The following is a 17,961-nucleotide window of genomic DNA, read 5'->3' as shown; positions in this document are numbered from 1 at the left end:
TGTGAGCGACAAAGCTGAGGCTTTCAAGGCGTTGTGGCCCAAAAGTGTATTCGGAAAGTACTTCCTGTAGCTAGACTCGCTTGCACCTGCCTGGCCCATCTGCTCAATATCTGGATAAATGAAGTGCAGGCGGAGTGTATGCAATGATCCCGGTTCAAGGGTTTGAAGGCGCAACTGTCGCCGTTTTGGGGTTGGGCCGGTCAGGGCTGGCTACCGCGCGGGCCTTGCTGGGTGGCGGTGCCAATCCCATTTGTTGGGATGACCAGCCACAGGCACGTGAGCGGGCTGAGGCTGAGGGGTTTGAGCTGCGCGATCTGCACAAACGGGGGGCTTTTGATGATGTTGCCGTGCTGGTGACTTCGCCTGGGATCCCGCATCTTTACCCACAGCCCAACCCGGTGATCCGGGCCGCGCTGGAGGCAGGCGTGCCCGTGGACAATGACATCGGCTTGTTCTTTGCCTCATTGCCTGCCCAGGGATGGGACATGCTGGATCAGCCGCCCAAGGTGGTGGCCATCACCGGCTCCAACGGCAAATCCACCACGGTGGCGCTGTTACATCATATTCTGGAAAGCGTAGGCCGTGACAGCCAGATGGCCGGCAATATCGGCCGGGGGGTGTTGGACATCGATCCGCCCGGTGAGGCTGGCGTGGTGGTGCTGGAGCTGTCCAGCTATCAGACCGAACTGGCCCGCGCCCTGACCCCGGATGTAGCAATTCTGACCAATCTATCTCCAGATCACCTTGACCGCCATGCGGGGGTAGGAGGGTATTTTGCCGCCAAACGCCGGCTCTTTGCCGAGGGCGGGCCGGACCGGGCCATTATTGGCGTGGATGAGGATGAGGGCCTGTTTCTGGCGGGGCAGATGTCGCAGGCGGCCAGCGATGACAGGGTGATCCGGGTGGCCTCGGGGCGCAAGCTCACGGGCCCCGGCTGGCAGGTTTTTGCCCGCAAAGGGTTCCTGAGCGAGATGCGCAAGGGGCGGCAGGTGGCCTCGATTGATCTGCGCCAGATGACCGGGTTGCCGGGTGCCCATAACCACCAAAACGCCTGCGCGGCCTATGCGGCGGCGCGGGTTCTGGGATTGGCGCCCCGAGTGATCGAGGCAGCGCTGGCGACATATCCAGGCCTGCCGCATCGCAGCCAGACCGTGGCAGAGGTGGCGGGCGTGCGCTATGTCAATGACAGCAAGGCCACCAACCTGGACAGCGCTGTCAAAGCTTTGAGCGCTTTCAAGAATATCCGCTGGATCTGCGGCGGGCTGGAAAAAGAGGGCGGCTTGGCTGCACTCAAGGGTCAGACAGAAACGGTGCGCAAGGCCTATGTGATTGGCCGCGAGGCCGCCGGTTTTGCCATGCAGTTGGATGTTGAATCCGAGGTCTGCACCACAATGGAGCGGGCGGTTGCCTGCGCGGTGGCAGAGGCCGAACCGGGGGATGTGGTGCTTTTGGCTCCGGCCGCGGCGAGTTTTGATCAATACGACAATTTTGAGCAGCGCGGTGATGATTTCATTGCGGAAGTCCACAAGCATTTGGGCTGATTTTTTGCCGAGGATTTTGGTTGGGGCTCGGGGTCACCAAAACGGAAAATCCGTTGCGGTGCACCCAAGCCTAAGCTCTTGCTGACAGGAGCCGCGTCCGGTTCAAAAGACATAGCCCCTATCCCCGCCGGGAGCGGGGCCCCGCAGCGACCCCTCCTGATCCAGCCTGTCCCCTCCTGTCTGGAGCGGACAGGCGAGGGTGACTCCGAAACGGAAATTCTACAGCGGCTGAGGGGGGCAGGTGGTAGCTGCGATCGCGCGCCCTGCCGCATGGCCCGAGGCCCAGGCCCATTGGAAATTATAGCCGCCCAACCAGCCGGTGACATCGACCGCCTCGCCGATGGCAAAAAGACCGGGCTGTGATTTGGCCTGCATGGTTTTGGACGACAGCGCATCGGTGTCGATACCGCCCAGGGTGACCTCGGCGGTGCGATAGCCCTCAGAACCGCCAGGGGTGAGAGGCCAATGTTGCAGGGCGTTGCAGAGATCCTGTAGCGCGGCGTCAGACTGATCGGCCAAACGGCCGGTGATGGAGAACTCCGCGGCCAGAAACTCCACCAGTCGACTGGGTAGATGGCGGGCGATCTCATTTGTCAGGGCGCGGCGGCCCTGGCTTTGGCGCTGGTCGCGCAACAGGGTGAACAGATCAGTCTGCGGGATTAGATTGACGCTGATGTCTTCGCCCTCATGCCAATAAGAGGAGAGCTGCAACACCGCGGGGCCAGAGAGACCACGATGGGTGAACAAAAGCGCCTCATCAAAACTGGTCCGCGCATTGGAGAGACGTGCGGGCAGGGCGGTGCCGGCTAAGGTGGCAAAGCGCCCCTCGGGGAAGGTGAAGGGCACCAGACCGGGGCGGGTGTCAATCAGCGGCAGGTCAAACTGGCGGGCAATGTCATAGGCCAGGCCGGTTGCGCCCATCTTGGGGATGCTTTTGCCGCCGGTGGCCAGGACCAGGTTCTTGCAACGGACCTTGTGCGGCTTGCCCTCGCGCAGCAGGGTCAGCTGGTAGTGGCCGTCTTCATACTGCACGGTTTCAAGAGAGGTCAGTAGCCAGAGCTGGGCGCCCGCTTTTGTTAGTTCTTCCACCAGCATAGCGACGATTTGTTTGGCGGATCCATCACAAAACAACTGGCCGAGAGTCTTTTCATGCCAGGCGATGCCATATTGGTCGACCAGCGAGATAAAGTCCCATTGCGTATAGCGGGCCAGGGCGGATTTGCAGAAATGCGGGTTCTGCGACAGGTAGTTTTCCGGGGTGACGTCCAGATTGGTGAAATTGCTACGCCCGCCGCCGGAGATGCGGATTTTCTCACCCGGAGATTTGGCATGGTCAATCACCAGGCAGTCGCCACCTGCATGGGCGGCACACATCATGCCAGCAGCGCCAGCGCCAAGAATCACGGTGTTTATATACATGCGCAGCATCGACCATGGATGCCCCGGCGACGCAAGAGGGCAGGCCTTGCCGTGCCCCCTCGCGATTTCCTGCCCGTTAACCATTCAAAGGCTGGCTTGAGCAATGGTTTGCGGTTACTGTGCCTGCAATGACCCCGAAAACGGGGCTGATTTTGAGGCAAGACTGGCGGTAAACCCATGACTGAGATGGTCTATGGAGCGGTTCCTGTACCCACAGGTGAACCGATCCTTCCGAAATGGTGGCGGACCCTGGACAAGTGGTCCATGTCCTGCATTCTGATGCTCTTTGTGTTGGGATTGCTACTGGGGTTGGCGGCCTCGGTGCCGCTGGCTGAGCGCAACGGGTTTGACAATTTTCACTATGTACAGCGGCAGGCCATTTTTGGCTGCACGGCGCTGATGGCGATGATCCTGACCTCGATGATGTCGCCGCAGCTGGTGCGCCGTCTGGCGGTTGTTGGCTTTGCCTGTGCCTTTCTGGCCTTGGCGCTGTTGCCTATTCTGGGCACTGACTTTGGCAAAGGAGCCGTGCGCTGGTACTCGCTCGGCTTTGCCTCCTTGCAGCCTTCCGAGTTTCTAAAACCCGGTTTTGTCGTAGTAGCCGCCTGGATGATTTCGTCTAGTCAGCAGATCAACGGCCCTCCTGGCACTTTGATTTCCTTTGGGATTTGTATGGCAGTGGTGATGATGCTGGTGCTGCAGCCCGATTTTGGCCAGGCCTGTCTGATCCTGTTTGGCTGGGGTGTGATGTATTTTGTCGCTGGTGCGCCGATGTTGCTGCTGGTGGGGATGGCAGGCGTTGTGGTCCTGGGCGGCGTTGTTGCCTATTCCAATTCCGAGCACTTTGCTCGCCGCATCGACGGCTTTCTCAACCCCGAGATCGATCCCACCACTCAGATGGGCTATGCCACCAATGCGATCCGCGAAGGTGGGCTGTTCGGCGTTGGCGTCGGAGAGGGGCAGGTGAAATGGTCGCTGCCCGATGCCCATACCGATTTCATCGTGGCGGTTGCCGCCGAGGAATACGGGCTGATCCTGGTGTTGGTGCTGATAGGTCTTTACGCCATGGTGGTGGTGCGCTCGCTGTTTCGACTGATGCGGGAGCGCGATACCTTTATTCGTTTGGCGGGCACCGGTCTGATCTGCATGTTTGGCGTGCAGGCGATCATCAACATGGGCGTGGCTGTTCGGCTGCTTCCAGCCAAGGGCATGACGCTGCCCTTTGTCAGCTACGGCGGGTCTTCGCTGATTGCCGGCGGGATTGCCCTGGGGATGCTCTTGTCTTTTACCCGTGCCAGGCCGCAGGGTGAGATCGCCGATTTCCTGCGTGGCCGCGGGCGCGGCTGAGCCCAAGAAGACCCAAAACGACTGGCACCGGAATGATCACCGGGGGCCAGACCCAAGCAAAGAAGCGCGATTGATATGACACAGAAACTGCTTTTGATGGCGGCCGGTGGCACCGGTGGACATATGTTTCCCGCCCAGGCTCTGGCCGAGGCGATGTTGCGCAAAGGCTGGCGGGTCAAGCTGTCGACGGATGCACGGGGCGCGCGCTACACTGGTGGCTTTCCCCATACCACTGAAATTACCGAGGTGTCTTCGGCCACCTTTGCCCGCGGCGGGCTGTTGGCTAAGGCCCTAGTGGCGCCCAAGATCGCGGGTGGTGTTTTGTCGATGGCCTGGCAGATGCGGCGCGATCGTCCTGATGCGGTGATTGGCTTTGGTGGCTATCCCTCAATCCCGGCTCTGGGCGCGGCGACCCTGCTAAAGCGCCCCCGGATGATCCACGAACAAAACGGCGTGCTGGGCCGTGTAAACCAGCTGTTTGCCACCCGGGTTGCCGGGGTTGCCTGTGGCACCTGGCCGACCGAGCTGCCCGAAAACGTAGCCCATGAGCACGTCGGCAATCCGGTGCGGGGCGCGGTGCTGGAGCGGGCGGGGGCTGGCTATATATCACCAGGGGATTACCCGATGTCGATCCTGGTGATGGGCGGCAGCCAGGGCGCCCGCATTCTGTCGGATGTGGTGCCTGCGGCCATTGCGGCTGTGCCACAAGAGATCCGCCAATACCTGCGCGTCTCGCATCAGGCCCGCGATGAGGATATGGCGCGGGTCAGTGAATTCTACGAAACACATGGCATTGCTGCGGATGTGCAGCCCTTCTTCCATGATGTACCGGCGCGCATGTCCGAGGCCCAGCTGGTGATTTCGCGCGCTGGGGCTTCTTCGGTTGCGGATATCAGCGTCATCGGTCGCCCGTCCATTCTGGTGCCCTATGCGGCGGCAACTGGGGATCACCAGACCGCCAATGCCCGTGGGCTGGTAGACGCAGGGGCTGCGATCCTTATTCCCGAAAGCGCTCTTGACGTCGCTGCCATGTCGGCGCAAATCGAGGCAGTTTTGAGTAACCCGCAGGCGGCACAGCAAATGTCGCTTGCCGCATTAAGCGCCGGTGTTCCCGACGCCACCGAAAGATTGGTGGCTCTGGTCGAGCAACTGGCTGAGGAAGGATAGTGATGACCCCAGCAACCAAACTGCCCGGTGACGTAGGCCCGATCCATTTTGTTGGCATTGGTGGCATTGGCATGTCTGGCATTGCCGAAGTGCTGCTGAACCTGGGCTATGTGGTGCAGGGCTCGGATTTGAAATCCTCCAAGATCACCCAGCGGCTGGAAAAACTGGGCGCGCTGGTCTTTGAAGGACAGCAGGCCGCAAACCTGACCGAGGCTGAGGTCGTGGTGATTTCCTCCGCCATCAAACCGGGCAACCCCGAGCTGGACGAGGCCCGCCGTCGTGGCCTGCCGGTGGTGCGCCGGGCCGAGATGCTGGCCGAGCTGATGCGGCTCAAATCCAATATCGCCATTGGCGGCACCCATGGCAAAACCACCACCACAACCATGATGGCAGAGCTCATGGTGGCGGGCAAATTTGACCCTACTGTTGTCAACGGCGGCATTATCCATGCCTATGGATCGAATGCCCGCATGGGGCAGGGCGAATGGATGGTGGTGGAGGCCGACGAGAGCGACGGCACCTTTAATCGCCTGCCTGCGACCATTGCGGTGGTGACCAATATTGACCCCGAGCACATGGAGCATTGGGGGGATTTTGACAGGCTGCGGGATGGCTTCCACGAGTTTGTCTCTAATATTCCCTTTTACGGCGTGGCAGTCTGTTGCACCGATCACGCCGAGGTGCAGGCCCTTGTGGGGCGGATCACCGATCGCCGGGTTGTCACCTATGGGTTTAACGCCCAGGCAGATGTGCGTGCCACCAATCTAACCTATAAGGCCGGGGTTGCGCATTTTGACATCCATCTGCAGGCCGAGGGGCAGGTGATCGAAGGCTGCAGCCTGCCCATGCCGGGCGATCACAATGTTTCCAACGCCCTGTCCGCTGTGGCCGTGGCCCGGCATTTGGGCATGAATACCAGCGAAATTCGCGAAGCCCTGGCCAATTTTGGCGGCGTCAATCGCCGCTTTACCAAGGTAGGTGAAGTGGACGGCGTCACCATCATCGACGACTACGGCCATCACCCGGTTGAGATTGCCGCGGTGCTCAAGGCCGCGCGCCAAGCCATTGCCGATACGCCGGGCGCGCGGGTCATCGCCGTGCATCAGCCCCATCGCTATTCGCGCCTGTCAGATCTGTTTGAAGATTTCTGCGCTTGTTTTAACGAGGCTGATGTCGTTGCCATCGCCGAAGTCTTTGCCGCCGGAGAAGATCCAATTCCCGGCGCCAGCCGCGATGATCTGGTGGCAGGCATGATCCGCCATGGTCATCGTCACGCCCGGGCGCTGTTGGATGAAGATGATCTGGAGCGCCTGGTGCGCGAGCAGGCGCGCTCTGGTGATATGGTTGTCTGCCTTGGCGCCGGGACAATCAGCGCCTGGGCCAATGGTCTGCCGGATCGATTGCAGAAAAAGTGACCCTCTACTAGAGCAAAGGAAACCTCTCCCATGAGCCAGTCCAGCAGCGAACATCTGAAGCGTCGCATCGGATTAGGTCTTTTGACCGCCTATGGGATTGGCGTCATGGTGGGGGCCGGGATTTATGTTCTGGTGGGGGCCGTCGCGGGGGAGGCCGGAGTTTTGGCGCCGCTGGCCTTTTTGCTGGCCGGGGTGATCGCAGCGCCCACTGCACTGTCCTATGCTGAATTTTCCTCTCGCCTGCCAGAGGCCGCAGGGGAAGCCGCCTATGTGGGGCAGGGGTTCAATTCCAAGAATTTTGCCGTTTTTGTCGGGCTGGCTGTGGTGCTGGCCGGGACAGTTTCTGCCGGGGCGGTGCTGCGCGGAGGGGCTGGGTATTTTGCCGCTGCCACTGGGCTGGGCTCAGAGATTGCCATTGTGGCCATGGGGCTGGCGTTGATCCTGGTTGCTATTGTCGGCGTGCTCGAAAGCTTTGCCCTGGTGGCTGTCTTTACACTGATCGAGGTTCTGGGCCTGGCGCTGGTGGTTTGGGCGGGGTTTTCCACCTCCGCCAGCCCGGATTGGCTTGCCGCCCCGCTGCTGACTGAGGCCCTCGTGACGCCGGGTGTTGCCACGGGGATTGCCTTTGGCGCGGTCCTGGCCTTTTTTGCTTTCATCGGTTTTGAAGACATCGTCAATATGGCCGAAGAAGTGCGCGATCCAACCCGCGTTTTGCCCAAGGCGATTGTACTCTCGCTGGCTGTGACCTCGGTGATCTACGCGCTGGTGTGCTGGGCAGCGGTGCGCACGGTTTCGCTGGAGGCACTGGCCGGATCACAGAGCCCGCTGGCGCTGGTCTGGCAGCAGTCGCAGGGGGGCAATGCGCGCTTTTTGTCTGCCATTGCGGTTTTTGCGGCTTTGAACGGGGTGTTGGCGCAGATCGTCATGGCCTCGCGGGTGCTCTATGGGTTGGGCGGACGGACAACCGGCTTGGCCGCCTTTCGCCACGCGCATCCGCGCTTTGGCACCCCGGTGCGTGCCACAGTGATGATTGGTGTGGCGGTTCTGGTTGCCGCCTATTGGCTGCCGGTCGCGCGCTTGGCGGAGGCCACATCAACGACACTGCTCTCTGTCTTTGTCTTGGTGAACCTGGCCCTCATTCTTCAAAAGCGCCGCCAGCCCGAGGCACCGTTTCAGGTGCCAATGGCGGTTCCTGTGGTGGGGCTGCTGCTGTCGCTTTTGGCGCTTGCCACCGCTATCGGGGGCTGGATGTGAGCCTGATCGCTGGAATTTTGTGGGTTCTGGCCACCACGGCGGTGGCGATGCTTCCGGTTGAACGGCACTTTGTGCCGGGTCGCATTCTTCTGTTTTTGGCCCCGGTGCTGTTGATCTGGATGGGGATCGAGCTCGGCTGGTTGGCTGTGGCCTTTGGCTTGTTTGCCGTGGGGTCGATGTATCGCCGCCCAATCCGCTATTACTGGAGAAAATGGCGCGAGCCAAAGGAGGAGGTACAATGACACTCTCGCTGACGCTTGCCGCAGTCTGGGCGCTGCTGGCCAATCTGCTGGCCATGTTTCCCAGCAAGGACAATCACTGGCGACGCGCCTATGTATTGATCGCAATTGGCATTCCGCTCTTGGGCTATGTGGTCTATGAAAACGGCCCCTGGTGGGGGCTGGGCGTGCTTTGCGCCGGGGTGAGTGTGCTGCGTTGGCCGGTGATCTATCTGGGGCGCTGGCTTGGTTCAAATATTGGGTCAGGTGCTGACAAGTCCGAGACAGGCTTGGACTGAACCCACAGCGGATTAGCTATTGTCTGAGGCGGGGCCGTTGTCTTTGCCTGCGATCACGGGCAAAAGGCAGTTTGGACGATGCGCATTTGACGTAAACTCCGGCTCAAAGCGGACGGAATGAGGAACGGCTTAGGAATGGACATTCGCGGGATTAGAGGAAAACTGACGGCGAACCGTAGCTTGTCAGACTTGACCTGGTTACGGGTTGGCGGTGCGGCCGACTATTTGTTTCAGCCCGCTGATGTTGAGGATCTGCAGCATTTCCTGGCTGAACTTCCTGCCGAAGTGGTTGTGTTTCCTATGGGTGTTGGCTCCAATCTTATTGTGCGAGACGGGGGCTTGCGGGCGGTGGTGATCCGTCTGGGACGCGGCTTCAACACCATCGAGACGGAGGGTGATCTGGTCACTGCGGGAGCGGCGGCGCTGGATGCTCATGTAGCGCGCAAGGCGGCGGACGCCGGGCTCGACCTTACGTTCCTGCGTACAATTCCGGGCTCCATTGGTGGAGCGGTGCGAATGAATGCTGGTTGCTATGGCTCCTATATTGCGGATCACTTTGTCTCTGCCCAGATCGTCACACGCCATGGAGAGCTGCGCCAGATCACCGGGCAAGAGCTGCAATTTCAGTACCGGCAGACTGAACTCCCCGAAGGCGCGGTGCTGGTGTCAGCCACTTTGCGCGCCGATGCAGCAGAGCCCGAAGCCCTGCACGCGCGCATGGAGGCGCAGCTGAAAAAGCGGGATGAGACCCAGCCCACCAAGGAACGTTCGGCCGGGTCGACCTTTCGCAATCCTGCCGGGTTTTCCTCTACGGGGCGCGCGGATGACGTTCAGGATCTGAAGGCCTGGAAGGTAATTGACGACGCCGGGCTGCGCGGCGCGCGCGTTGGTGGCGCACAGATGAGCGAGAAGCACTCTAATTTTATGATCAATACCGGTGGCGCAACTGCCGCAGATCTGGAAACTTTGGGCGAAGATGTCAGAAAAAAGGTTTACGCCAATTCCGGCATAGAGCTAAAGTGGGAAATCATGCGGGTCGGAGAACCCCAGCCAAAAGAATATGATTGACGCAAGAGTAGCCTCGGAACATTCCGAAATTAGTCGCCTTTTCAACCCGCTCTGGGGCAATTTGGGGACTTTTGAATGTATTTTTGATCCAATGGGGCGTGACCGCGGGCAGGGGTAATCTTAAGACTGGTAAAGGCGCTGTTAATACTCCGGTAAGACATGCGGCGTTAAGATGGCATAGGGCCCTGAGAGCTGGGCACATGTTTTTTTCTCGGTGGCATCAGGCGGCCATTTGGGGAGGCAAGGTCCTGGATCTTGCAGTGAAAAAGGGGCTAGGCCCCCTAATAATGACGATGGGCAACGACCCAGACAAAAATACGGGCAACGTCCCGATAACAAAGCGGGCCAATTTCAAGGGCTCCAATAACCAAGGGCGAAAAGCCCGATAATTTTGAGGCGCTATCGTGGGTGAGTCGAGCAGAACACTCCCGAAAGTGGCGGTACTATTGGGCGGACCTTCAGCTGAACGCGAGGTCTCTTTGTCCAGTGGGCGTGAATGCGCAGCCGCACTACGGGGCGAAGGATATGATGTGGTTGAACTGGACGCGGGTCCGGATCTTTATGCACAGCTGACGGCACTCCAACCAGATGTGGTATTTAACGCCCTGCATGGCCGCTGGGGCGAAGATGGCTGTGTCCAGGGGCTGTTGGAATGGATGGGGCTGCCCTATACTCACTCTGGCGTGCTGGCCTCGGCCTTGGCGATGGACAAGCAGCGCAGCAAGATGGTGTTCCAGGAGGCAGGTCTGCCGATCATGGTCAGTGGCCTGTTTGCCAAAGATGCGGTGATGGCCGCGCATGTGATGGCGCCACCCTATGTGGTGAAACCCAACAATGAAGGTTCCAGTGTTGGAATATACCTGGTGCATGAGGCGGCCAATGGGCCGCCGCAACTGTCTCCCGATATGCCGGATGAGGTCTTGGTCGAGGCCTTTGCTCCTGGACGCGAGCTTAGCGTTTCAGTGCTGGGAGATCGGGCCCTCGAGGTGACAGATATTCTTACCGATGGCTGGTATGACTATGATGCCAAATACAAGGCTGGCGGCTCACGTCATGTGATCCCGGCGGATCTTCCGGCTGATGTTCGCGACCTCTGCTGCGACTACGCGCTGCGTGCCCATCGCGCTCTGGGCTGTCGGGGGCTGAGCCGCACAGACATTCGCTGGGATGAGACCAAGGGGGCCGAGGGCCTGATCCTGTTGGAGACAAACAATCAGCCCGGTATGACTCCGACCTCACTGGCTCCAGAACAGGCGGCCTATTGCGGGATTTCTTTTGGGGCTCTGTGCGCCTGGCTGGTTGAGGATGCATCATGCGGACGCTGAAGGGCCAGTTTAAGCGCAAGGGCAACCAGGCCGATCCAGCGCCCTCGCGCCTGAAGTATCGGTTGCAGCGCTGGATGCTCACGCCTGGTATTCGCTTTGGGCTGAAATACGGCGTGCCGCTGTGCCTTATGCTTGCCGCTGGTGGCGCGTTTCTGGCGGATGGGTCCCGGCGCGAGATGGTTGGTGACAATCTGCGCGCACTCTGGGCCGCAATCGAAGAGCGCCCCGAATTCATGGTCAATGTCATGGCCATAGACGGGGCAGGGACTTCGGTTGCGCAGGATGTACGTGAAGTGATGCCGCTGGAATTTCCGGTCAGCTCCTTTGACCTGGATCTGGCGCAGATCCGGATGCAGATCGAAAGCCTGGACCCGGTGAAAACCGCCAATGTGCGCATTCGCCCCGGAGGCATTTTGCAGATCGATGTGGAAGAGCGCCGCCCCGCTCTGATCTGGCGCAACCACGAAGGTCTGGCCTTGTTGGACGATACGGGGGCTCATGTGGCTGAGCTGGGGCGGCGGGCCATGCACCCGGATTTGCCTCTGATCGCAGGCGAGTCCGCGGATCTTGTTGCGGCTGAGGCCCTGGCGCTTTTTGCCACCGCCCGCCCTCTTGGCACCCGTCTGCGCGGGCTGGTCCGCATTGGGAAGCGCCGCTGGGACGTGGTGCTGGATCGCGGGCAGCGCATCATGCTGCCGCAGGACCAGCCGGTCCAGGCCTTGGAGCGGGTGATCGTGGTGAGTGAAGTACAGGATCTGCTGGAGCGCGATGTCGCGGCGGTGGATATGCGGATTGCGGCACGGCCGACAGTTCGAATGACGGAGAAAGCAGTGGAAAACTGGTGGCGCATCAGAGAAATGAACGAGGGTGGGTTGTAGGATGACGGATCTTTATCAGTCCCAGCGCGCGATGCGGCAGATGCGCCGTCAGGCGATGCAGCGTGGTGTCGTTGCCATTCTGGATATCGGCAGCTCCAAGATTGCCTGCCTGGTGCTGCGCTTCGATGGCTCCAGCCGGCTCAGCGAAGACAATTCCATTGGCTCCTTGGCAGGGCAATCTGGCTTTCGGGTGATTGGCGCTGCGACCACGCGGTCTCGTGGGGTACAGTTTGGCGAAATCACCGCCATGCAGGAAACCGAGCGCGCCATTCGTACCGCCGTGCAGGCGGCGCAGAAAATGGCAGGGGTGCGTGTGGATCACGTGATCGCCAGTTTCTCAGGGGCCAATCCGCGATCCTATGGGCTGGATGCCCGGTTGGAGCTGGAGGGCCAGGAGGTCTCTGAGGGAGAGATCGCCCAGGTTCTGGCCGCCTGCGAGGTGCCGGAATATGGGGCAGATCGCGAAGTTTTGCATGCGCAGCCGGTCAATTTTGCGCTGGACAACCGCTCTGGCCTTGCAGATCCGCGTGGCCAGTTGGGGCAGACCCTGGCGGTGGATATGCATATGCTGACCGTGGATACTGGAACGGTGCAAAATCTGGTGCGCTGTATTCAACGCTGCGATCTGGAGCTCGCGGGAATTGCCTCTTCGGCCTATGCCTCAGGCTATGCGGCACTGGTCGAGGACGAGCAGGAGCTGGGCGCGGCCTGCATTGACATGGGGGGCGGCTCCACCTCCATTTCGGTCTTTATGAAGAAACATATGATCTATGCCGATGCGGTGCGGATGGGCGGTGATCACATCACCAGCGATATTTCCATGGGGCTGGGTGTGCCTATGGCCAATGCTGAGCGGATTAAAACCTTCTGCGGAGGCGTTCATGCCACTGGGGTGGATGATCGCGACATGATCGATATTGGCGGTGATACCGGCGATTGGGAGCATGACCGCCGCACCGTCAGCCGGGCCGAACTCATTGGCATTATGCGCCCCCGTGTCGAGGAAATCCTCGAAGAGGTGCGCGCGCGGCTTGATGCCGCCGGATTCGAATACCTTCCCAGCCAGCAGATCGTTCTCACCGGCGGCTCGAGTCAGATCCTTGGGCTCGACGGTTTGGCCTCCCGGATCCTGGGGCAGCAGGTGCGTTTGGGGCGTCCTTTGCGGGTTCATGGCCTACCGCAATCGGCCACAGGCCCTGGTTTTGCGGCTTCCGTTGGACTTTGTCTCTTTGCCGCCCATCCGCAGGATGAATGGTGGGACTTTGAAACGCCAGTCGACCGCTATCCGGCTCGATCACTCAGCCGTGCGGTGCGCTGGTTCCGGGACAATTGGTAAGCGTAGAAAAAAATATCCCCAGCCTGTGGAAAAACCTGGAACGAACTGGGTGACAGGGCTGGGAAAACCGGATAACAAAGATTTAACAGTCGCAAAAAGTGACGCCGAATTGCCGAGCAGAAGGCAACCATACATACAAACCTAAGGACCCTGGGGTGCCGCCACTGGGCCCTGTTTTCTATTGTGTCATGGTTTGTCGTTTTCTACCAGATCTGCCTGAATGAGCGGAGAGTTGCGGGTTCTTCTCGAATTTGGCCCATATTTTGTGGTATATTTCGTTTTTTAGGATGACGAGACTCCGCCTTCACGGTAGGATTGAAGCGGATTAACAGGAATAGCCCTTGCGGGAGGGCTCAAGAAACAGGCGGAAAGAGCATGACATTGAACCTTTCGATGCCCGGGCAGGAAGAACTGGCCCCTAAGATCACCGTGTTCGGTGTCGGCGGCGCAGGTGGCAATGCGGTCAACAATATGATCGCAAAAGAGCTGGAGGGCGTCGATTTTGTCGTCGCCAATACCGATGCTCAGGCCCTGCAACAAAACGCGGCGAAAAGCCGGATCCAGTTGGGCGTAAAAGTCACCGAAGGCCTGGGCGCTGGGGCGCGCCCCTCCGTTGGCTCGGCGTCTGCTGAAGAAAGCATCGAGCAGATTGTGGATCACCTGGCTGGTGCACATATGTGCTTCATCACAGCCGGTATGGGCGGTGGTACAGGCACGGGGGCTGCTCCGATCATCGCGCAGGCCGCCCGTGAGCTGGGGGTTCTGACGGTTGGTGTTGTGACCAAACCGTTCCAGTTCGAAGGCAACAAGCGGATGAAGCAGGCCGAGGAGGGTGTCGAAGCCCTGCAAAAGGTCGTGGATACGCTGATCATCATTCCCAACCAGAACCTGTTCCGTCTGGCCAATGAAAAGACCACCTTCACCGAGGCCTTCTCGATGGCCGATGACGTGTTGTATCAGGGCGTTAAAGGCGTGACTGATCTGATGGTCCGTCCGGGCCTGATCAACCTCGACTTTGCCGATGTGCGCGCCGTGATGGACGAGATGGGCAAAGCGATGATGGGGACCGGTGAGGCCGAGGGCGAAGATCGCGCCGTTCAGGCCGCTGAAAAGGCCATCGCCAACCCGCTGCTCGATGAAATCAGCCTGCGTGGCGCCAAGGGTGTGCTTATCAATATCACCGGCGCACATGACCTCACGCTGTTTGAGCTGGACGAGGCCGCCAATCGCATCCGCGAAGAGGTGGACCCTGAGGCGAATATCATCGTCGGCTCCACACTGGATACGGCTATGGAAGGCAAGATGCGCGTCTCCGTCGTGGCAACGGGCATTGATGCCACCGAAGTGATGACCGAGATTCCGGTTCCGCGCCGTCCGATGTCGGCGCCGCTGAAAAAATCTGTCAGCGTCGAACAGACACGCGCGGCTCCTCTTGAGCTGAGCACCCCAATCGAGCAACCTCAGGTTGCAGTACCTGAGCCGGCACCGGCGCCACAGGAGCCCTCCCTGTTCGAAGGTATGGATGTGCAGCAGGTTGCTGCTCAAGAGCAGGCCGAGGACATTTTTGAAGAGATCGAAGACACCGGCCAGGACGGGCTGCCACAGCCCGCCTATCAGCCACAGGTTCCTGCGTTCCAGCCTCAGGCGGATGCGGCCGAAGAGCAGCCCGGTGCCTCTTTTGTAGCACCCAAAGCCCCGGCTCCGGGGACACCTTCGGCGGATGCTATCGTGCGTCTGCAAGCGGCAGCGGCGCGGGCCCAGGGGCAGCAGCCGATGGCGCAGCCCGCTCCGGCTCAAGCGCCGGTTCAGTCGGCTCCAGCCGCTCAGCCGCAGCAGCGTCAGGCGGCCGCAGCGTCCTCTTCGGAAGCTGAACAGCATTCCGAGCAACGCCGTTTTGGGCTCAACTCTCTGATCCACCGGATGACCGGTAGCGCCGCTGAAACCCAGGCTGCAAAGCCGCAGCCCGTGCGCCAGCAGCCACCGATTCAGCAGCAGGCAGCAGCGCCACAGCCGCAGCCGGTTCAGCAACAGGAGCCCGATGCAGAGCAAGATCGTATCGAAATTCCTGCTTTCCTGCGCCGCCAGGCAAATTAACTTTTCACTAATCAAGATTAAGGGTCGCCTTCAGGCGGCCCTTTTTTGTTTAAAAACAATATTTTATACGCGACTGAGCAGTGTTTTGCCTATCTGTTACAGTCATGTTTCAATCCGTTACAAAGATTGAGTTGTGGCTTTTTTGTGAAATCCTTACCTATTTCTCCAACACGGCGCCTGTCGCCGGACATAAGGACCAGGAGCACAAGGTGCAAAATACGCTTAAAGCATCAGTGACATTTGAAGGGGTCGGCCTGCATTCTGGTCAGTCGACACGCCTGGTGATCAACCCTGCAGCAGCAGGACACGGCATCGTTTTCAAACGCACTGACATCGCTTTGGGCAATACCATCGTTCCCGCTCTTTGGAACTATGTTGAGCGCACCGCTCTATGTACCCGACTGGTGAATGCAGCAGGCGTTTCTGTCTCCACCGTTGAGCATGTCATGGCGGCTTTGGCCGGCTGTGGTGTCCACAATGCGCTGATTGAAATTGATGGTCCTGAGGTTCCGATCTTGGACGGCTCTTCTGCGGAGTTTGTGCATGGGATTATGGCTCAGGGGGTTCACCGTTTGAACACCCCGGTTTCGGCGATCCAGGTGCTCAAACCGGTGACCGTAGAAAAAGATGGGGCAACTGCTACATTGCTGCCCTGCGATCGCCTTATGATTGAATTCCACATCGATTTTGACGAGCAGGAAATTGGCCGTCAAAGCCGGGTTCTGGATTTGCGCAATGGCGCCTTTGTACGCGAACTTTGTGACAGCCGCACCTTCTGCCGCCGCGCCGATGTTGAGGCCATGCAGGCCAATGGCCTGGCGCTGGGTGGGGTTCCTGGTGAAAATGCAATTGTCTTTGATGGTAACCGGGTTGAGAGCGGGGCTGGTCTGCGTCACTCAGATGAACCTGTGCGTCACAAGATGCTGGATGCGCTTGGGGATCTGGCGCTGGCGGGTGGCCCTTTGCTGGGGCGCTATGTTGGTGACCGGGCGGGACATGCCCTGACCAATACGCTCCTGCGTGCGCTCTTTGCGACCCCCGGTGCTATGCGCCAGGTAGATTGTGATCTGGCAATGACCGCGCGCCTTCCAGGCCAGGGTCTTGTGCGCTCGGAAATTCCCCGTATCAGCCGCCGCGTGGCCTGATCGCCCGGCTTCAGCCTTTGGCTTTGATTGTAACTGACCAGATGCGCGGCAAGATTGTTGCGAGGGCCCTGTTTTCCGGGGCCTTTTTCTGTATCAAAAGGCGGAGCCCCGCCGGCGTGGCCTAGGCACCGAGCGGACAGGCTTGACCTGTCCAAACATTCTCTGCCAAGTGGGGGCAATGTGGATGAAAGACGTTTTGCACGCTGGATGAATGTGCTAAACGGGGCAGAACCCGGGGCATGACACCCGAAAGTCAAAGACGGTGAGGTTAAGGCGATATGATCGGCATCAAGGCAGGAGCCAAATTTATCAGCGCGGCTCTGTTGATGGCAGCACTCTCTGGATGTGGCGGGGACGGTGGCGCCGCCGAGCAGACCGTGCCGCTGGAGAGCTTTACACCTCAGCAGATCTTTGAGCGTGGTGAGTTCGAGCTGGCGCGCAGCCGCACCAAGGACGCAGCCTTCTACTTCTCTGAAATCGAACGGCTTTACCCTTATTCGGAATATGCCAAACAGGCATTGATCATGCAGGCCTTTGCCAATCACAAAGCCAAAAACTATGAGGAAAGTCGCGGTGCCGCGCAGCGTTTCATAGATTTCTATCCGACGGATGAAGATGCCGCCTATGCGCAGTATCTTTTGGCGTTGAGCTATTATGACCAGATCGACGAAGTTGGCCGCGATCAGGGGCTGACCTTCCAGGCGCTGCAGGCGCTGCGCACAGTGATCGAAGTCTACCCAGACAGCGAATATGCCACTTCCGCAATCCTCAAGTTTGATCTCGCTTTTGATCACCTGGCGGGCAAGGAAATGGAAATCGGACGCTACTATCTGCGCCGTGGCCATTATACTTCTGCCATCAACCGCTTCCGGGTTGTGGTCGAGGAGTTCCAGACCACCAGCCACACGGCCGAAGCTCTGCATCGCCTGGTCGAAGCCTATCTGTCTTTGGGCCTGCTCGACGAAGCGCAGACCGCCGGGGCTATTCTGGGCCATAACTATCAGTCTACCGATTGGTATGAGGACAGCTATAAACTGCTGACTTCGCAGGGGCTTAAACTGAAGGATCGCGGCAATAACTGGCTGAGCCAGATCTACCGCCAGTCGATCAAAGGGCGCTGGCTCTGATCTGCCTGCCGAAAGAACAAGGCGATACATCTGGCCATGCTGCGTGCACTTGATATCCGTGATCTGCTGATCATTGACCACCTGGAGCTGGCGTTTCAGCCAGGCTTGAATGTGCTGACCGGTGAAACCGGGGCAGGGAAGTCGATCCTGCTGGATTCGCTTGGTTTTGTGCTGGGGTGGCGTGGACGCGCTGAATTGGTCCGCCAGGGGGCTGCCCAGGGAGAGGTCATTGCGGAATTCGAGCTGGGCAGGGACCACCCGGCCCATGCAATTCTGGAAGAGGCGGGATTGCCCGGCGGCGAAGAACTGGTCCTGCGGCGGGTGAATA

16 protein-coding genes are annotated in these 17,961 nt (G+C 59.5%); 15 read left to right on the top strand and 1 reads right to left on the bottom strand.

The window, feature by feature from the left end; all coding sequences use genetic code 11:
• Positions 1–143: 143 nt before the first annotated feature.
• Positions 144–1,541: a UDP-N-acetylmuramoyl-L-alanine--D-glutamate ligase gene (gene murD, locus AN476_RS07720; protein WP_054460432.1), complete on the top strand. Its 1,398-nt coding sequence runs from the start codon at positions 144–146 to the stop codon at positions 1,539–1,541.
• A 219-nt stretch (positions 1,542–1,760) separates the two neighbouring features.
• On the opposite strand, the gene AN476_RS07715 is transcribed toward murD, so the two are convergent.
• On the bottom strand, positions 1,761–2,960 hold the full coding sequence (locus AN476_RS07715) for an NAD(P)/FAD-dependent oxidoreductase (protein ID WP_054460752.1): 1,200 nt from the start codon (positions 2,958–2,960) through the stop codon (positions 1,761–1,763).
• Between the two features lie 177 nt (positions 2,961–3,137).
• Here AN476_RS07715 and ftsW point away from each other — a divergent pair, with 177 nt between their 5' ends.
• The 14 genes from ftsW to AN476_RS07640 all read left to right on the top strand — a co-directional run.
• Positions 3,138–4,307, top strand: a complete 1,170-nt coding sequence (gene ftsW, locus AN476_RS07710) for a putative lipid II flippase FtsW (protein WP_054460430.1) — start codon at positions 3,138–3,140, stop codon at positions 4,305–4,307.
• Positions 4,308–4,382: 75 nt separating this feature from the next.
• The gene (locus AN476_RS07705; protein ID WP_054460428.1) at positions 4,383–5,474 is read left to right on the top strand and encodes a UDP-N-acetylglucosamine--N-acetylmuramyl-(pentapeptide) pyrophosphoryl-undecaprenol N-acetylglucosamine transferase; all 1,092 of its coding nucleotides are present in this window, start codon (positions 4,383–4,385) and stop codon (positions 5,472–5,474) included.
• 2 nt (positions 5,475–5,476) lie between these two features.
• Positions 5,477–6,889, top strand: coding sequence for a UDP-N-acetylmuramate--L-alanine ligase (murC, locus tag AN476_RS07700; RefSeq protein WP_054460426.1), 1,413 nt, complete (start codon positions 5,477–5,479; stop codon positions 6,887–6,889).
• 30 nt (positions 6,890–6,919) lie between these two features.
• Positions 6,920–8,143 carry an APC family permease gene (locus AN476_RS07695; RefSeq protein ID WP_054460424.1) on the top strand — a complete coding sequence of 408 codons (1,224 nt, stop codon included), beginning with the start codon at positions 6,920–6,922 and terminating at the stop codon, positions 8,141–8,143.
• Complete coding sequence (locus AN476_RS07690) at positions 8,140–8,385, top strand: DUF2484 family protein (RefSeq protein WP_083464269.1); 246 nt, start codon at positions 8,140–8,142, stop codon at positions 8,383–8,385. Before AN476_RS07695 ends, AN476_RS07690 begins: the two co-directional genes overlap by 4 nt.
• Entirely contained in the window at positions 8,382–8,660 is a 279-nt protein-coding gene (locus AN476_RS07685; protein WP_054460422.1) for a DUF2484 family protein, read from the top strand. The genes AN476_RS07690 and AN476_RS07685 overlap by 4 nt, the downstream gene beginning before the upstream one ends.
• Positions 8,661–8,795: 135 nt before the next feature.
• Positions 8,796–9,728, top strand: a complete 933-nt coding sequence (murB, locus tag AN476_RS07680; protein ID WP_054460421.1) for a UDP-N-acetylmuramate dehydrogenase — start codon at positions 8,796–8,798, stop codon at positions 9,726–9,728.
• A gap of 404 nt (positions 9,729–10,132) precedes the next feature.
• The gene (locus tag AN476_RS07670; protein WP_054460417.1) at positions 10,133–11,053 is read left to right on the top strand and encodes a D-alanine--D-alanine ligase; all 921 of its coding nucleotides are present in this window, start codon (positions 10,133–10,135) and stop codon (positions 11,051–11,053) included.
• Entirely contained in the window at positions 11,041–11,931 is an 891-nt protein-coding gene (locus tag AN476_RS07665) for a cell division protein FtsQ/DivIB (RefSeq protein ID WP_054460415.1), read from the top strand. The genes AN476_RS07670 and AN476_RS07665 overlap by 13 nt, the downstream gene beginning before the upstream one ends.
• A 1-nt stretch (position 11,932) precedes the next feature.
• The gene (gene ftsA / locus AN476_RS07660; RefSeq protein ID WP_054460413.1) at positions 11,933–13,267 is read left to right on the top strand and encodes a cell division protein FtsA; all 1,335 of its coding nucleotides are present in this window, start codon (positions 11,933–11,935) and stop codon (positions 13,265–13,267) included.
• A gap of 375 nt (positions 13,268–13,642) precedes the next feature.
• Complete coding sequence (ftsZ, locus tag AN476_RS07655) at positions 13,643–15,361, top strand: cell division protein FtsZ (RefSeq protein ID WP_054460412.1); 1,719 nt, start codon at positions 13,643–13,645, stop codon at positions 15,359–15,361.
• 209 nt (positions 15,362–15,570) lie between these two features.
• Positions 15,571–16,506, top strand: coding sequence for a UDP-3-O-acyl-N-acetylglucosamine deacetylase (gene lpxC / locus AN476_RS07650; RefSeq protein ID WP_054460748.1), 936 nt, complete (start codon positions 15,571–15,573; stop codon positions 16,504–16,506).
• Positions 16,507–16,784: 278 nt separating this feature from the next.
• A complete protein-coding gene (locus AN476_RS07645; protein WP_054460410.1) occupies positions 16,785–17,633 on the top strand; it encodes an outer membrane protein assembly factor BamD in 849 nt (282 codons plus the stop codon).
• Between the two features lie 36 nt (positions 17,634–17,669).
• Positions 17,670–17,961: AAA family ATPase (locus AN476_RS07640; protein WP_157063706.1), on the top strand; the 292-nt coding region annotated here is incomplete at its 3' end.

The organism is Phaeobacter sp. 11ANDIMAR09 (genome assembly GCF_001294455.1).
Classification (GTDB): domain Bacteria; phylum Pseudomonadota; class Alphaproteobacteria; order Rhodobacterales; family Rhodobacteraceae; genus Pseudophaeobacter.
The sequence above is the reverse complement of the archived record's forward strand: the minus strand, read 5'-3'. Positions and strand labels throughout refer to the sequence as shown.

Coding starts and splice junctions, on each gene's coding strand:
- ftsZ (WP_054460412.1), top strand. CDS start 13,643: ATGACATTGAACCTTTCGATGCCCGGGCAGGAAGAACTGGCCCCTAAG.
- AN476_RS07665 (WP_054460415.1), top strand. CDS start 11,041: ATGCGGACGCTGAAGGGCCAGTTTAAGCGCAAGGGCAACCAGGCCGAT.
- AN476_RS07645 (WP_054460410.1), top strand. CDS start 16,785: ATGATCGGCATCAAGGCAGGAGCCAAATTTATCAGCGCGGCTCTGTTG.
- AN476_RS07695 (WP_054460424.1), top strand. CDS start 6,920: ATGAGCCAGTCCAGCAGCGAACATCTGAAGCGTCGCATCGGATTAGGT.
- murD (WP_054460432.1), top strand. CDS start 144: ATGATCCCGGTTCAAGGGTTTGAAGGCGCAACTGTCGCCGTTTTGGGG.
- AN476_RS07715 (WP_054460752.1), bottom strand. CDS start 2,960: ATGTATATAAACACCGTGATTCTTGGCGCTGGCGCTGCTGGCATGATG.
- ftsW (WP_054460430.1), top strand. CDS start 3,138: ATGACTGAGATGGTCTATGGAGCGGTTCCTGTACCCACAGGTGAACCG.
- murC (WP_054460426.1), top strand. CDS start 5,477: ATGACCCCAGCAACCAAACTGCCCGGTGACGTAGGCCCGATCCATTTT.
- AN476_RS07685 (WP_054460422.1), top strand. CDS start 8,382: ATGACACTCTCGCTGACGCTTGCCGCAGTCTGGGCGCTGCTGGCCAAT.
- ftsA (WP_054460413.1), top strand. CDS start 11,933: ATGACGGATCTTTATCAGTCCCAGCGCGCGATGCGGCAGATGCGCCGT.
- murB (WP_054460421.1), top strand. CDS start 8,796: ATGGACATTCGCGGGATTAGAGGAAAACTGACGGCGAACCGTAGCTTG.
- AN476_RS07705 (WP_054460428.1), top strand. CDS start 4,383: ATGACACAGAAACTGCTTTTGATGGCGGCCGGTGGCACCGGTGGACAT.